Genomic DNA, 16033 nt, shown 5'->3' with positions numbered 1-16033 from the left:
TTCGGAATCACCGAAATACGCAAACAAACCAAGGTGCTAACACTGAAGCTGATCTTGCACAGTTATGGCGGCGAATTATTTTCAATATTGCGGTGTCGAATACCGACGATCATTTGCGTAACCATGGGTTCTTATTGACCTCAAAAGGTTGGCGGCTGTCGCCCGCTTATGATTTAAACCCGATTCTTGGTAAGAGGGGATTACACCTCAATATTACCGATACTGCCAATGCTTTAGATTATAATTTAGCTTTTGAAGTTATTGATTTTTTTCGCCTGTCTAAGGACGAAGCGACACAAATTTATGATGACGTGCTTAGCGCTGTAAGAAGTTGGGAGGCTGTAGCTAAACGTTTGGGAATAAGCCGCGCAGAGCAGCTGCTGATGCAAAGTGCATTTAATGTATAGAACGCAGTCTGACGCGGGGGCTTTTACTTATAGCCTATTTGGCTCAGGCGAGATTTTTCAGGAAAAAGTAACCTTCAAATAGTCCCTCCCTCCCAATAGAAACTGCTAATAATGTTCTCTATATAAACCATAAAAAACCTTTATGATTTATATATAAAACGATCCTTGATGATCTTCCAATTTGTGCTATATATAAGCCACTTTTGTGATTCATATATGGAGCATTATGCCAAAGTCTGTTGTGAGAACTTATTCTAAATACACTCAAGAAGCTTTATCGTTACTTGCAGGGTTAATACGTGCTGCAAGGCTTGAGAATAAGATGAGTGCTCAAGAAGTGGCCGACCGAGCGGGCATTTCCCGGAGCATGCTGGTTCGCATAGAAAAAGCTGACCCTAAGTGTGAAATTGGTGCAACGTTTGAGGTGGCCAAAATTGTTGGTGTGAGCTTATTCGAGACAGAACCAAGTCGATTGGCGATGCAGCTTGAGCAGGTTAATGAAAAACTGTCTCTGCTGCCTAAAAGCGCCAGAAAAACAAAAAAGGTAGTCAAGGATGATTTCTAAGCACGAATACCAGGAAGCGTATGTTTGGATTTGGCTGCCTGATGAAACCAAGCCGACTGTTGCTGGGCGTTTGGAGCCCGACGGCGAGAAGTTATATTTCAACTATGGTAAGAGTTACCTTGAGCGCGTAAAAGATGCCATTCCAATTTACGAACCAGAATTACCGCTAGAACCTGGTGTTTTACCGTTGATGGAAGGCCTTAGTGTTCCAGGGTGTATAAGAGATAGTGCGCCGGATGCGTGGGGTCGTCGGGTTATTATAAACCGTCGGTTAGGCCATAAAGGGAACGATATCGACACGGGGCAGCTTGATGAACTCACCTATTTGTTAGAGTCGGGCTCTGACCGTATAGGCGCTTTAGACTTTCAATTGTCAGCGACTGACTATGCACCGCGAGTTTCTACGAATGTCACTATGGAAGAATTGGTTGAATCTGCTGAACGGGTTGAAAAAGGCATTCTGCTGACGCCTGAGTTAGACCAGGCATTATTTCACGGTAGCTCGATAGGTGGTGCTCGCCCCAAAGCCTTGATTGAAGAGCGGGGGAAGAAGTATATAGCGAAGTTTTCAGCGAGCAATGACATTTATAGTGTTGTAAAAGCTGAGTACGTTGCCATGCGACTAGCAAGCCTTGTGGGGCTCGATGTTGCTTCCGTTAAGATAGCTCGAGCTGCACATAAGGACGTATTGTTAGTTGAGCGCTTTGACCGGGTTGCTAAAGGGAGCGGATGGGCGCGTAAGTCGATTGTATCGGCTCTGACTTTATTTGAACTTGATGACATGATGGCGCGCTATGCAAGTTATGAGACTTTGGCGGAAATTATTCGGGCGCGCTTTACTGAACCCCAAAAGACTCTGCGCGAGCTGTTTTGTCGATTAACGTTTAATATTTTGTCCGGTAATACAGATGATCATGCCAGAAACCATGCAGCCTTTTGGGATGGCAAAACACTATCTTTAACTCCTGCTTACGATATTTGTCCTCAGGGGCGCACAGGGAACGAGGCTTCTCAGGCAATGATGATTTCCGGCAATAATAAACTGAGTCAACTAAAAACCTGTTTAGAAGCGGCTCATAATTTCCTCTTGTCACAGGATGAAGCGAAAGAGATATTCGATCATCAAATTCAGACGATTAACGATAACTGGGAAGCAGTGTGTGATGAAGCGACGCTGAACGAGGTGGATAGACGTTTATTATGGAACCGCCAATTTCTTAACCCATACTCAATGATACAGAAATAGGGATTCGAGTTGGGCTTGAGGTCTGGGCGTAACTTGGTACGGTGACGTATTAGCCACCGTACCAAGCTAGGTTTAAGGACGGTTACTCTTCGCCATCGTCGTCTTCGTTTTCAACTTCGGCTTCTTTGACGAGAATGTAGCTTTCTTCAACCCAGACACCTTCTATTTCAATGACAGTGCCCACGTCGAGGGCTTCGATAAATGTCACAACATCGACTTCTTCGTCATTTAATTCAAGTTCGGCGTCTTCAGCAAAACGAAGCTCTTTTCCGTTGACAAAAACCGCATCACCTTCTATTGACTCTACTGCGCCTTTAAATTCGGCTTTGCTTGTGTTGTCAGGGCGGCCATTGTCATCGTCATCGCCTTCACCACTCACATTCTCTACCTCAACCTCAGTGGCCAGTAGCGAACCGTCAACGTAGTTACCTTCCACCTCAACGATAACGGCATTCAGGCTTTCAACGAGGGCGATGAAGTCTTCAAGTGAAATAGTGCCGTCGTCGTCTTCGAACTCGGTGTTTTCGTCAAAGGTTACGTTTGCGTTTGCGACTGTCATGCCTTCAGTACTGACAGCAGAGACTCGTCCTTTCACTTCGCCGTCGCGCTCATCTTCCTCAATACGTTTCACTTTAAGCGCAATAGCATTACCTTCGTCGTCCTGACGTGAAACTACTTTCAGCCAATCATTGACTTCAATGTTGTCAAAGGTGAAGCGGCGTTCATCCAGATCTGACTCATCTTCATATTGAGTTTCTGATGTAACGGTGAAAGTCGTGTCGTTGAGCACAAAAGTCATAGCTTCTGCGTCAATGTCGGTCACTTGCCCTTCGACTTTGCTGCGCGCATCACGAGCTTTGAACTCGACTTCTTCCGCAACCAGTTGCTCTCCGTCTAATACGGCTTCCACTTTAACAATAATACCGTTAGCTAGCGTGTCGGCGGTGCCGTCTTCAAATTCTGTGCTGTCGCTGACTACAAAGTCATATTGGTTCACGGAGAAAGTGCCGGCTTCTTCGTCATAGTTTTTAACGATACCGGCAATAGTGACTTCGTCAGTGTCTTCGTCAATGTCACTTTGCTCTTTGTTTTCGATTTCGTCCGCAGTAAGGGTCATGGTTTCGCTATCAAAAGTCTCGCCTTCGACTTTCACAAACAGCCCATCTGCGAGATCTTCAACACTCATATCCTCAAACTGTGCGGTCGAGTAGTTAATGGTTAGATCGCCCAGAGTAAACGTTGTAGCGTCCGTATCTAAATTAGCAACATTACCTTTGAGCTTAATGTCTGTTTCTTCGTCTTCAAGCTCTACTAAGGTTGCGTAGAAGTCGCTGTTTTCATTGACGTAACCGCTAATTTCGACAAAGTCGCCAACGGTTAACGTGTCGAGGTCAGTTTCTTCAAACTCTGTTAAGTCATCATAAATAACGGTTTGACCCAGCACTTCAATTTGTTCAGCTTCTCGGTCAATAAACGCAACAGGCCCCTGCAAACTCTCTTCATAGGTAATTTGTTCTGCTTCCGGGTCTTCGCCATTGTTGGAGGCAGAAGCAGCAACGGTTACCACCATACCTACTCTCAGTTGCGCTTCGTCTGCAGCTGGTGAGTTACCAACGGCAATAGCTGCATTGTCAGAGCCATAACGCTGGCCGTTTACGTACACACTACCAAACCCCGTAATGACCCCTTCAGTGACAACGGTGGTCGTGCTGCCTGTGTTGTCACCGCCGGTATTATCGCCGCCAGTGTTGTTGTCTGGTGTGGATGAGTCGCTTGATCCACCACAAGCCGACAAAGCACCGGCAATGGCTAATACTAAAAGAGAGTGCTTAAAACGCATGCGTGTTACCTCAGTTTTACTTTTGGTTAGGTTTTACCCAATGTAGCGGACTTGTGCTAGGGGTGTCATTGATAAATTTGAGTAACTGCTACGTTATGTAAATGTTACAAAGTGTTTCAAGGAATTGTTTGATGCTATAATCTATAGCTAACAGAACGAAATTATAGGTGAACTTATGAAACGACTTTTGGTTGTATTGACAGCATTAGTTTTGACAGGTTGCAATAGCGCACAGTCAGCAAACGGCACTGAGGTTGATGAGCCGGTCACTATGACGGACATAAAAGCGCTTATTGGTACGCCGAAAGCTCAAACGGTAGAAAGCTGCAAAGTATTGCCCGTTGGTAAGAAAGCCTGCGGTGGCCCTGAGGGTTATGTGGTATACAGCAGCGAAACCATTACTAATGAACAAGCCCTGCTAGACGCTATTTATAAGTACAATGAAAAGGCTAAAGAGGACGCTAAGACCGGCTATTCAACTTGTGAACATATACCTGAGCCGATGCCTCAACTAAAAGGCGGCGTTTGTTGGATACCGTAACGCAGGAAAATTAATGAATGCGATAAAGATGTATATTATGGAGTAGACCGGTATGTAACGCCATGGATGGCGTTACATAAGCCCCCAGGGAGGGTTTACGGCGTCCGGGCAGCTCCATAATATACATCCCAGCATTCATTATTTCCGCTTGCGTCAGCCGGGCAAAACGGGTAAAATCCACCCGCAACATGAATCCAGTCACGGAGTGTTGCACATGCTGCGAATTGCCCAAGAAGCCTTGACCTTTGACGACGTTCTGCTCGTTCCTGGTCATTCCGAAGTTCTCCCCCATACCGCTGATTTACGCACGCAATTAACGCGTGGAATTTCAATGAATATTCCGATGGTTTCGGCCGCCATGGATACGGTTACCGAATCAGCATTGGCAATTGCGCTGGCGCAAGAAGGTGGTATTGGTTTTATCCACAAAAACATGACGCCAGAGCAGCAGGCTGCACACGTCCGTAAAGTCAAAAAATACGAAAGTGGCATGGTTACAGACCCTGTTACTGTCCAACCCACAACAACCATTGGTGAAATTAAACAACTGACTGCCGAGCACGGCTTTCAGGGCTTTCCTGTGGTTGAAAAAAATGGTGACTTAGTCGGCATTGTGACCGGCCGTGATACCCGTTTTGAAGACGATGATGCGAAAGAGATTCGCCATGTCATGACCGGCAAAGATCGCCTGGTGAGTGTGCATGAAACAGCACAAAGCGATGAAATCTTGCAGCTTATGCACAAACACCGTATTGAAAAGATTTTAGTTGTGGATGACGCTTTCAAACTGAAGGGCATGATAACCCTGAAAGACTTTGAAAAAGCGGAAAACAAACCGAACGCCTGTAAAGATGAAAAAGGTTCTTTGCGTGTTGGTGCTGCGGTTGGCGTGGGTGCTGGTACGGAAGAGCGCATTAAACTGCTGGTTGAAGCGGGCGTTGATGTACTGCTTATTGATACTTCGCACGGTCATTCACAAGGTGTGTTAGACCGCGTTAAACAAACGCGTAAAGACTACCCCGATTTACAAATTATTGCCGGCAACGTTGCTACTGCGGCGGGCGCTAAGGCGTTAGTTGAAGCCGGCGTCGATGCCGTGAAAGTAGGTATTGGTCCAGGCTCTATTTGTACAACGCGTATTGTTACCGGTTGTGGTGTGCCGCAAATCAGTGCCATTAGCGATGCCGTCGATGCGCTTAAAGGTTCAGGCGTTCCTATTATTGCCGATGGTGGCATTCGTTTCTCAGGTGACATTGCTAAAGCTCTGGCAGCCGGTGCGCACTGCGTTATGGTTGGCAGCATGCTAGCCGGTACTGAAGAGTCACCCGGTGAAGTCGAGCTTTACCAGGGACGCTACTATAAATCGTACCGTGGCATGGGCAGCTTAGGCGCCATGAACCAAAGCAACGGCTCGTCTGACCGCTACTTCCAGAAAAGTAATGAAGCCGACAAGTTGGTACCGGAAGGTATTGAAGGGCGCATTGCTTACAAAGGCCCAATTTCAGCCATTATCCATCAGCAAATGGGCGGTCTGCGCTCGGCAATGGGCTTAACTGGTTGCCCGACTATTGAAGACATGCGCACCAAGCCGCAGTTTGTAAAAGTGACGGCTGCCGGCATGGGCGAATCACACGTACACGATGTGCATATTACGAAAGAAGCACCGAACTACCGCAGCTCTTAACAGGATGACGAATGACTAGAGATATCCATGATCACCGAATATTGATTTTAGACTTTGGCTCGCAGTACACACAGCTGATAGCCCGCCGTATTCGTGAAATAGGCGTTTACTGTGAGCTGTGGGCGTGGGACGTTGACGAAGCCGATATTCGGGATTTTAATCCGAAGGGCATTATTCTTTCTGGTGGTCCGGAAAGCGTCGCGGAAGAAGGCTCGCCGCGTGCGCCAGACTATGTATTCGAAGCCGGCGTGCCTGTGTTTGGTATTTGCTACGGCATGCAAACCATGGCGCATCAATTGGGCGGCTCAGTTCAATGCTCGTTAGAGCGTGAGTTTGGTTACGCGCAAATTGAGTTGGTGGATAAGAGTCCGTTGTTCGAAGCCATTGAAGATGCCGTGTCTGAGTCGGGCGCGCCTTTACTGGACGTTTGGATGAGTCATGGTGACAAGGTTGAAGCTATTCCTGAAGGCTTCCATACCGTAGCGAAAACGTCTTACTGCCCTTATGCAGCAATGGCGGACGAAGAGCGTCAATTTTACGGGGTTCAGTTTCACCCGGAAGTAACACATACCCGCCAGGGCGAGCGTATGTTGGAGCACTTTGTCAGCGGTATTTGCGGTTGTGAAAAGCAATGGACACCGGCGAAGATTATTGATGACGCGGTAGAGCGTATTCGTGAACAAGTCGGTACTGATAAAGTCATTCTTGGCTTGTCCGGCGGTGTTGATTCGTCGGTTACGGCAATGCTTCTGCACCGTGCCATTGGCGACCAACTGACTTGTATTTTCGTAGACAACGGCCTGCTGCGCTTAAATGAAGCAGAGCAAGTGATGGAGATGTTTGGTGACCATTACGGCCTAAACATTATGCCTATTGCCGCTGAAGATCGCTTTTTGGATGCGTTGGCGGGTGAAAACGATCCGGAGAAGAAGCGTAAAATTATCGGTAATACCTTCATTGAAATTTTTGATGAAGAAGCCGGTAAGCTGACTGAAGTGGATTGGTTAGCACAGGGAACTATTTACCCTGATGTCATTGAGTCTGCGGGCTCGAAAACCGGTAAGGCGCACGTGATTAAGTCACACCATAATGTGGGCGGCCTGCCTGACGACATGCGCTTGAAGCTGGTTGAGCCATTGCGTGAATTGTTTAAAGACGAGGTGCGCAAAATAGGTCTGGAACTTGGCCTGCCATACAACATGCTGTATCGCCATCCGTTCCCTGGACCAGGCTTAGGCGTTCGTGTATTGGGCGAAATTAAGAAAGAGTACTGTGACCTGCTGCGTCGTGCTGACGCTATCTTCATTGAAGAGCTGCACAACGCAGACTGGTATCACAAAGTCAGCCAGGCATTTGCGGTATTCCTGCCGGTGCGTTCAGTTGGCGTCATGGGCGACCAGCGTAAGTACGACTGGGTTATTGCCATTCGTGCCGTTGAGACCATCGACTTCATGACGGCACGTTGGGCACACCTGCCTTACGAGTTATTGGAGAAAGTCTCTAACCGCATTATTAATGAAGTTAACGGCATCTCCCGTGTGACTTACGACATCTCTGGTAAGCCTCCTGCAACGATAGAGTGGGAATAGCTATTGACTGGCTGTCGCAGGGAACCTTCCGAAAGACGCCCGCAAGTACATCCCTGTAGGGCTTGAGCAGCGCCATCCATGGCGCTGCACACTTTCTCCAGATTTTCCTGCGACAGCGTTACGTCAATAGCTGATACCTTCGACACTCTGGCATAACGTGCCTTAAGACTCGTAACGCTTGCTAGCGCCTCAACTGCCTTTTGAGCTCCCCCGACAGTTCTTCATTACTAGCGAATAAGTTATTTTGACAGTTATTCTTGTCATTTCTGTGTTTTTTACTATTATGACAAATATATTTGTCAAAAACTATTTGTTATGACTCCACGAAAAGAAATTGGTAAGCAGCTTCAGCAAGAGCGTAAGGCTCAAAAAATGTCACAAACGGAAGCTGCGGAGAAGATTAAAAGTAATCGTCAAACTATTTCAGCAATTGAGAGAGGTGTTTACCTGGGCTCGATTGCGACGTTTGAAAGGTACCTAATGCTCTTTGGCTATTCGCTGGCCATTACGAAAACAAAAATGCCGACGTTTGAAGAGCTTGATGACTTATTCCCGATGGAGGACTGAATAAAATGGCTGATGAATTAGCTCAGTATCCATCGCGTATAAGAGAACTCGAGATATACCTGAACGACCAACTGGCGGGGCGGCTGGTTCATGGTGCTCAGTATAGCTTTAGCTACGAAAAAAACGCCTGTCCGGTGTCTCTTTCTATGCCCAACCGGCTGGATCCGTATTCGTCAGGAAAGTTACCACCAATTTTTACGATGAACTTGCCGGAAGGTTTTGTGCGTCGATATATTGAGGAGCGATTAAGGCGCTATGCGATTGTAAACGACATGTATCTGTTAGCGCTGCAGGGGGATAACGGAATTGGCGCTATTAATTATCGGAATAATGAGTTGCCGCAAAGACCTCTGGAGAAAACGTCTCTGCAAGATATTTTGTCTTGGGATAATTCAAAAGAGTTGTTATTTCCGCAGCTTCTTGAGCGTTACTATTTGCAAACAGCGATATCTGGAGTTCAACCAAAAGTTGTTGTTCCCTCAGAAAAAGCGACGTTAGTTTATCCGGATTTGATCATTAAAACCTCCGATGAAGAATTTCCTAAACTCACCGCCAATGAGTTTATCTGTATGTCTGCGGCTAAGTTTTGTGACTTAGAGACACCTGACTTTTGGTTGTCTGATGATAGGCAGAACTTTGTCATGAGACGCTTCGATATTAATGGTGATAAAAAATACGCAGTTGAGGATTTTTGTGTACTCACCAAAAGAGACTCGACTGACAAATATCGCTCAAGTTATGAGCAAGTTATGAAAGTGGTTAAATTATTTACGCAGAGCACAAAGCAGCTTAATAAGTTGTATCAGTACATTGTTTTTAATGTTCTGATTGGTAATGGGGATGCTCACCTTAAAAACTTTTCCATTTTTTACGATGTTGCGAATAACAACGATATTCGACTGACGCCTATTTACGATGTGACGCATACAATTATTTATCCGACCATAGATAACGATATGGCGCTTAAGTTGTATGGAAGCAAAGCCTTTCCATCGGCTTATTATTTAAGAAAGTTGGGTGAGGATTTTGGTATAGCGAAACCCCTTGAGCAAATAGAAGTGATGGCGGATAAGTTATCCGACTTTATTAATGATTTTTCGGACTGGGCTATTTTCCCTGAGCTAAAAGAGTCACTGGAGCACCACCTATCTCGTGTAATGGTATCCCAGCCAACCATTAAAGGCTTCCGGCATCATAAAAGACGAAAATATACCTAACTTAGTTTTACCGAACTTTTACAGTGAGAAGCCTGTTGAAAAGCCTTTTAGGTGCGATAATAGAATTATTGTAACCAAGGAGGTAAGTCATGAAAAAGTTCGTATTATCAACAGCGCTAATTGCAAGTGGTTCGCTATTCTTCTCAGCAGCGAGCAATGCTGACAGTGTTAATTATATTAGCGGTGGTTTTAACGACTTTTACAACTCAGACTTTTATGTAGAAGGTTCAACGAGTATTGCCGACAACTGGGTGGGCGAAGTGCAATTTACCGACATGGGTGACTACTCACTTCGCGCTGGCGCTAAGTATTTTCTCGATATGGGCGCAGACCGCCAGTTCGATACGTTCTTAAAAGGTGGTGTTAGTCATTATGACTTTGGTAACAGCGACGACACCAGTGCTTATGCTGGCATCGGTGCGATGACCAAGCTAAGTCAGCAGACTACTGCAATTGTTGATGCAGGTTATGACTGGGGCTTAGACGGCTTTGCATCAGTTGGTGCGCGCTTACGGTATGCATTCACCGACCGCTTCTCAGCTGACGCAGGCTTCCGTGGTAACTTCAACAGCATCGATAACGAAGTTCACCTGGGTGTTACTTACAGCTTCTAAGCGTTGATACAAGCATTGAAAGGTAGGGAGAGTCGCTTGTGAGCGCAAAGAGTATGAAGCCCCTCATGGGGGGCTTTATGCTCAAGCGAAACAAGTGATTCCCCTACCTTGAATTAAAGCACCACCGTATTCTTATGCGGTGGTGTTTTTGTTAGTAGCTCTCGTAGCTGTGCTTCGTAACTGGGTTTTAGATGAGTAACCCAAAGCTCTTTGGGTTGCTGCTTTAAACTGGCTAAAGCTTCCTGGAGCAAGCTTGGTGTCATGTGTTTGGTTTTCTGTGCGACGTCCATAAGCTCATCGGGAAAGGCGCATTCCAGCATTAACGTATCAATGTCTCCGAGTGCGTTGAGCTGTTGGGTTAAAACGCTGCCGGCAATGGTATCCGCACAAAAGACAAAGTGTTGGCCGTTGTTTTTCACGCTGTAACCGACGGTTGGTACGCTATGCTCTACTTCAAAGGCTTTAATGCTCATGTCATCGATATCCACGCAATGGCCGGGCTGAATTTCTTCAAATTTTAAAATGGCTCCGGCACCTTCGGTCATGCTGCTGAGCTCTGGCCATATGTCACCGTTAAAAATATTGTCACGCAGTTTTGCCAGGGTGTGCGGCAAAGCATAAACCGTAACGGGTAAGTGCTCACTATCGTATTGATTGCTTAAAAACGTGGGGAGTGCGGCAATGTGGTCCATATGTGAATGTGTCAAAAAGACATGACGTACTTGCCGCATTTGCGCGAGGCTCAACCGGTTTAATCCGGTGCCGGCGTCAATAACGATGTCGGAACGCAGCTGAATGCAGGTGGAACCATTTTTATTGTCGCCGCTCAAACCACCGCTGCAACCTAACACTTGAATATTCACAAATGACACCCATCTTGGATTACACTGGGATGAAAGAGTATCATACTTAAAAACAGCCGAGGAGGCGTCATGCCCGAAGCCGACAACACACCTGCACAGCATAGCTCACCCATATTACCGCAACTCATTATTCTGACCCTGTTTTGGTTTGGTCTGCAGCTGGTTGCCAGTTGGGTTAAGCCGGATTTTTCGCATGTGAGTCAGTATATTAGCGAAATTAATGCCACCGGCACTCAGGCGGCAGGTGTTTTGGGTTGGGTCGGTTTTATTCCGCTGGGCATGATTGCGGCGGGTTTGCTGCTCACTGTACGCCCACACATACGAGTAAAAGGCGTTAGTCAGTTTGGTTGGTCATTATTGTTTTTCTATCCGCTGGCTTATATTGGCAGTGCGCTGGCGCCTTGCGACACCGGCTGTCCGGTAGACGGCTCAAGTTCGCAGGCGATACATAACGGTATTGCCGTTATCAGTTACTTTGGTTTTGCGTTGGGCACCTTGCTGTTGGCGTTGACACCGAAAACTACCTGGCCAGTCCGCGCTGCCTTCGTGTTGTTGGCGTTTATTGTTGCCTTAGGCTTTCTGCTCATGACATCGCCTGAGCTGGCTGAGATTCGGGGCGCAGTACAACGTTATGTTGAAGTGGCGCAATTAATTGTCTTCTGGCTGCTACTGTGGCTGAAAGATTCGCAGGCCAATGGCGGTCAAACAACGGGAGCGCAGCATGAATAAATCTGTTCGTTTAGGCATTCAGGGAATGAGTTGTGGGTCGTGCGCCGGTCGTGTGGACAAAGCGCTGAACGGATTAGAGGGTGTGGAAGCGTCGGTGAACCTGGCGTCGGACAGCGCCGAAGTGACCTATGCTGACAAGCTATCCGTGGATGACTTGATTAAAGCGGTGCAGGACGCAGGCTACGATGCCCACGAAGTGGTTGATCGCGACAAACAAATGCGCGAACAGCGTGAGCAACAGGCAAAAGAAATGCGCACGTTAAAAGGCCAGTTATGGCTTTCTGCATTGCTGACGCTGCCGGTGTTTATACTGGCCATGGGCAACCATATGGTGCCGGTATTTTCCGAGTGGGTGCATAACTCACTGGGCTTACAGACCAGCTGGTGGATACAGTTAGTGCTTACTACGGTGGTACTGGCAGTTCCCGGTGCACGTTTTTATAAATTAGGTATTCCTGCGCTATTCCGTGGGGCGCCGGACATGAATTCTCTGGTGGCTCTGGGCGCTACCGCAGCCTGGGGCTACTCGGTAGTAGCCACGGTGTTTCCGTCCTGGCTACCAAGCGAGTCAGTGAATGTTTACTTCGAAGCTTCTGCGGTTATTGTCACGCTGATATTGGCGGGGCGCTTTATGGAAGCGCGTGCGAAAAGCCATACGTCCGATGCTATTCAGCGGCTCATGAGTCTGCAAAGCAAAACTGCACGAGTCGTACGGGACGGTGAGGTGACTGAAGTCGATATTGCTGAGCTGGGCGAAGGCGATGAAATTGAAGTGCGTCCGGGCGAGCGTATTGCGCTGGATGGCGAAGTGTCTTCCGGCGACAGCTACGTGAACGAAGCCATGATAACCGGAGAACCCGAGCCGGTGCATAAAGAGAAAGGCGACAAAGTGGTCGGCGGTACCCTGAACGAAAAAGGGACGTTGCGGTTTAAGGTCACGGCAACCGGTGAAGGAACCGTACTGGCGCAGATCATCCGGATGGTTGAGCAGGCTCAGGGCAGTAAATTGCCGATTCAGGATACCGTGAACCGCATTACATTATGGTTTGTGCCTGCGGTCATGCTGGTGGCGCTGCTGACCTTTGTGGTGTGGTACTTTGCGGCCAGTGAGTCAGCACTGACCTTTGCGCTGGTCAATGCGGTGGCAGTGCTAATTATTGCCTGCCCCTGCGCTATGGGGCTGGCAACGCCTACGTCAATTATGGTGGGGACCGGTCGCGGCGCTGAAATGGGCGTGTTGTTCCGTCAGGGCAGCGCTTTGCAGGCATTGCAGCAGTCGAAAGGCGTTATTTTTGATAAAACCGGCACGCTGACAGAAGGTAAGCCAACCATTACTGATTGGATAACCGTTGGCGACTTTAATGAAAAAGAGGTGCTGACATTAGCTGCCTCGATAGAAGCTAAGTCAGAACACCCCACCGCAGAAGCTCTGGTCAACTACGCCAAAGAGCAGGACATTAAAGTCAGCGAGCCTGACAGCTTTGAAGCCATTTCTGGCTTGGGTGCTACCGGTAAAGTCGATGGTAAAACGCTTTACATTGGTACCAGCGAGTTAATGCAGGACAACGGTATCTCACTGGATAGTGAGCCTGATGACGCGAAAAGCTGGTCTGAAAGCGGTCGTACGCCTATTTATGTGGCGGTGGATGGCAAGCTGGCTGCGGTATTTACTCAGGATGATCCGATTAAATCCAGCGCTAAAGAGCTGATTAAGCGCCTGCATGATGACGGCCTGAAAACGGCAATGGTCACAGGAGATGCCGAATCCACTGCAAAACGCATTGCGAAAGAACTCGGCATTGACGAGGTGGTGGCTAACGTTAAACCTGATGGCAAAGTGGATGCCGTAAAGCGCCTGAAAAAAGAGTGGGGTCAGGTGATATTTGTGGGTGACGGTATTAATGATGCGCCGGCATTGGCTTCTGCCGATGTGGGCTTTGCTATTGGCACGGGCACCGATGTTGCGATTGAATCCGCCGATGTGGTGCTGATGTCAGATAATCTGACCGTGGTGCAACAGGCCTTTGCTTTATCGGAAGCGACCATGCGCAACATTCGTCAGAATTTATTCTGGGCGTTTGCTTATAATACCGCGCTGATTCCTGTCGCGGCGGGCGTGCTGTATCCGTTTTTCGGGATTTTGCTGTCGCCGATGCTGGCGGCAGGTGCGATGGCGCTGTCCAGCGTCTTTGTCATAACTAACGCGCTGCGTCTTAAAACCGTGAATTTGGAAAAGTAAATTGAAAAGGAATAGACGGGCATGAAAGTCGGAGTTTTTGACAGCGGTGTGGGTGGCTTAACCGTAGCGCGCTCATTGCAGCAAAGCGGTTGTTTCAGCGAGTTGCTGTATTACGGAGACACTGCGCGAGTGCCTTACGGTAGCAAGGACAGCAATACGGTAACGCGCTACGCGCTGGAAGCTGTGGAGTTTTTTAACGGCGCCGATGTAGATTGCCTGGTGGTGGCCTGTAATACCGTGAGTGTGACTGCGCTGGAGCAAATGCAGAAATTCTCTAATAAGCCGGTTTACGGTGTGCTGGAGCCGGGAGTTATGGCACTGCAGCAACTGCAGGGTATTGATACCAGCGCCCGGGTACTGGTTATTGCTACGCGGTCGACCATAAACTCCTGTGCCTATCAGCAGCAGATACAAGCGTTGGGCTATAGTCAGGTAGACGCCATGCCTACGCCGCTGTTTGTGCCTATTGTCGAAGAAGAGCTTTACGACGGGCCGATACTGCAGGAAACCTTTAAGCATTATTTCAGCAAGCTTGAAAAGCCTGATGTGGTGCTTCTGGGCTGTACGCACTTTCCATTGATAGCCGAAAGCATTTCGGCTTATTTCAACGGTGCTAAGACCATTCATTCCGGCGAAGCCATGCTGGCCTGGTTAAAGCAACATCTGGACTTAAGCGCCCAGTTTGAAAGCACACCGCTGCACATCATAGCCACCGAAAACGTCGATGCCGTTAAACGTACCGCCACCCGCTGGGGCCTGAAGCTGTAGCTGAATGAGTGCTGAAGTTGAAAGGCTCTTGCGGAGGACGCCCGCGAGTACGTCCCTGTAGGGCTTGAGCAGCGCCATCCATGGCGCTGCACACCTCCTCAAGAGCCTTTGTAACTGCCGGGCGCACTCATCCAGCTAATTCCTATACGGCCATGGCCTTCGACACTCCTCAAGCCACGAGTTCTTTCCTTTATCGCCTTTTGCCGCCAAAGCCTGCCCCTGGGACTCATCTGAGTATGGCGCTGTAACCCCTTAAGCACTCGTATTTCGTGTTTCCTATAATGTAATAGCATCATGCTACGCCTCTTAGTCTATTAATTCATATGCCCCTTTAATCTTTCTCTTATTTTCTCTTTCTGAAATATAGCTATTCTCAATAGATAAAATGTAATTTCCCGTATTGGGAATTTTATTGACAAAACTTCTTTTTTTCCCATAATGGGAAATTAGGTTAGGGATAACTACGTTCATGAGAATTATATCAAGGGCAACTCTTCGCGAGTTTTGGGAAAAGCCTAACTACAGGGATGCAGAGCAACCTTTGAAAGCATGGTTCGATGAAGCTCGATATGCGTCATGGGGAAAAGCCCCAGGATATAAAAGAGCAGTACCGGCATGCGAGTTTTATAGCTAATAATCGGGTTGTGTTTAATATCCACGGTAACAAGTACCAGCTTGTTGTCGCGATGAAGTATGAGTTCTCGATGATTTACATTCGTTTCGTTGGTACGCATAAGCAATACGACGCAATTGATGCAGAAACAATTTAGAGGTGAGGGTATGAATATAAAGCCCATAAAAACAGCTGAGGATCATCAGCGTGCACTGGCTCGTATCGATGATCTTTGGGATGCTGAACCCAACACAGAAGCGGCTGATGAACTCGATATTCTGGTGACTTTGGTCGAAGCGTACGAAGAAGCTAAGTATAAAATTGATGCGCCTGATCCTGTGGAAGCGATTAAATTCAGAATGGAGCAGGAGGGTCTAAGAGACTCTGACTTGGTGCCATTTTTAGGTCAGAGGAGTCGGGTCAGTGAGGTTTTAAATCGAAAGCGACGTTTAACGCTGCCTATGATTCGACGCCTTCATAGCGGGTTACATATACCTCTGGAATGCCTGGTTATGGATTACGAACTAGATCGAACTGAAGCTTGATGAGCG

Annotated in this window: 15 protein-coding genes and 1 pseudogene; 14 read left to right on the top strand and 2 right to left on the bottom strand. The window is 47.7% G+C overall.

The genetic code is table 11. The features are described from left to right. The 3 genes from B3850_RS02590 to B3850_RS02580 form a co-directional block, all read left to right on the top strand. On the top strand, positions 1-407 hold a 407-nt coding region (locus tag B3850_RS02590; RefSeq protein ID WP_286911341.1), incomplete at its 5' end, for a HipA domain-containing protein. A 226-nt stretch (positions 408-633) separates the two neighbouring features. Continuing rightward, positions 634-972 carry a helix-turn-helix transcriptional regulator gene (locus B3850_RS02585; RefSeq protein ID WP_286872752.1) on the top strand — a complete coding sequence of 113 codons (339 nt, stop codon included), beginning with the start codon at positions 634-636 and terminating at the stop codon, positions 970-972. After that, positions 962-2218 (top strand): type II toxin-antitoxin system HipA family toxin, encoded by a 1257-nt coding sequence (locus B3850_RS02580; protein ID WP_286872755.1) that lies wholly within the window; start codon positions 962-964, stop codon positions 2216-2218. The genes B3850_RS02585 and B3850_RS02580 overlap by 11 nt, the downstream gene beginning before the upstream one ends. A gap of 82 nt (positions 2219-2300) precedes the next feature. Here B3850_RS02580 and B3850_RS02575 read toward each other — a convergent pair whose 3' ends face one another. Then, a complete protein-coding gene (locus B3850_RS02575) occupies positions 2301-4058 on the bottom strand; it encodes a DUF5666 domain-containing protein (protein ID WP_286911338.1) in 1758 nt (585 codons plus the stop codon). A 175-nt stretch (positions 4059-4233) separates the two neighbouring features. Between B3850_RS02575 and B3850_RS02570 the strand changes: the two genes are divergently transcribed. The 6 genes from B3850_RS02570 to B3850_RS02545 all read left to right on the top strand — a co-directional run bounded on the left by B3850_RS02570 (position 4234) and on the right by B3850_RS02545 (position 10270). Continuing rightward, the gene (locus tag B3850_RS02570) at positions 4234-4599 is read left to right on the top strand and encodes a hypothetical protein (protein WP_286872761.1); all 366 of its coding nucleotides are present in this window, start codon (positions 4234-4236) and stop codon (positions 4597-4599) included. 214 nt (positions 4600-4813) lie between these two features. Then, on the top strand, positions 4814-6283 hold the full coding sequence (guaB, locus tag B3850_RS02565; protein WP_058576719.1) for an IMP dehydrogenase: 1470 nt from the start codon (positions 4814-4816) through the stop codon (positions 6281-6283). 11 nt (positions 6284-6294) lie between these two features. Next, complete coding sequence (gene guaA / locus B3850_RS02560; RefSeq protein WP_286872769.1) at positions 6295-7872, top strand: glutamine-hydrolyzing GMP synthase; 1578 nt, start codon at positions 6295-6297, stop codon at positions 7870-7872. A 315-nt stretch (positions 7873-8187) separates the two neighbouring features. Further along, positions 8188-8439, top strand: a complete 252-nt coding sequence (locus tag B3850_RS02555; protein WP_058576717.1) for a helix-turn-helix transcriptional regulator — start codon at positions 8188-8190, stop codon at positions 8437-8439. A 5-nt stretch (positions 8440-8444) separates the two neighbouring features. Next, positions 8445-9656 (top strand): type II toxin-antitoxin system HipA family toxin, encoded by a 1212-nt coding sequence (locus B3850_RS02550; protein ID WP_286872774.1) that lies wholly within the window; start codon positions 8445-8447, stop codon positions 9654-9656. Positions 9657-9745: 89 nt separating this feature from the next. Beyond that, the gene (locus B3850_RS02545; protein WP_286911337.1) at positions 9746-10270 is read left to right on the top strand and encodes a hypothetical protein; all 525 of its coding nucleotides are present in this window, start codon (positions 9746-9748) and stop codon (positions 10268-10270) included. Between the two features lie 113 nt (positions 10271-10383). Here the strand turns inward: B3850_RS02545 and B3850_RS02540 are convergent, their stop codons facing one another. Then, positions 10384-11133: a 3',5'-cyclic-nucleotide phosphodiesterase gene (locus tag B3850_RS02540; protein ID WP_286872778.1), complete on the bottom strand. Its 750-nt coding sequence runs from the start codon at positions 11131-11133 to the stop codon at positions 10384-10386. A 69-nt stretch (positions 11134-11202) separates the two neighbouring features. Between B3850_RS02540 and B3850_RS02535 the strand changes: the two genes are divergently transcribed. The 5 genes and pseudogenes from B3850_RS02535 to B3850_RS02515 all read left to right on the top strand — a co-directional run bounded on the left by B3850_RS02535 (position 11203) and on the right by B3850_RS02515 (position 16027). Next, on the top strand, positions 11203-11862 hold the full coding sequence (locus B3850_RS02535; protein ID WP_286911336.1) for a DUF998 domain-containing protein: 660 nt from the start codon (positions 11203-11205) through the stop codon (positions 11860-11862). After that, on the top strand, positions 11855-14101 hold the full coding sequence (locus B3850_RS02530) for a heavy metal translocating P-type ATPase (RefSeq protein ID WP_286911335.1): 2247 nt from the start codon (positions 11855-11857) through the stop codon (positions 14099-14101). The genes B3850_RS02535 and B3850_RS02530 overlap by 8 nt, the downstream gene beginning before the upstream one ends. Positions 14102-14122: 21 nt before the next feature. Continuing rightward, the gene (gene murI, locus B3850_RS02525) at positions 14123-14869 is read left to right on the top strand and encodes a glutamate racemase (protein WP_273023531.1); all 747 of its coding nucleotides are present in this window, start codon (positions 14123-14125) and stop codon (positions 14867-14869) included. 469 nt (positions 14870-15338) lie between these two features. Next, a pseudogene (locus B3850_RS02520) lies at positions 15339-15639 on the top strand (type II toxin-antitoxin system HigB family toxin). Between the two features lie 10 nt (positions 15640-15649). After that, entirely contained in the window at positions 15650-16027 is a 378-nt protein-coding gene (locus B3850_RS02515) for a helix-turn-helix domain-containing protein (RefSeq protein WP_273023528.1), read from the top strand. The last annotated feature ends 6 nt before the right edge of the window (positions 16028-16033 follow it).

This window comes from Idiomarina sp. UBA4520 (assembly GCF_002388365.1).
Lineage (GTDB): Bacteria > Pseudomonadota > Gammaproteobacteria > Enterobacterales > Alteromonadaceae > Idiomarina > Idiomarina zobellii.
The sequence above is the reverse complement of the archived record's forward strand: the minus strand, read 5'-3'. Positions and strand labels throughout refer to the sequence as shown.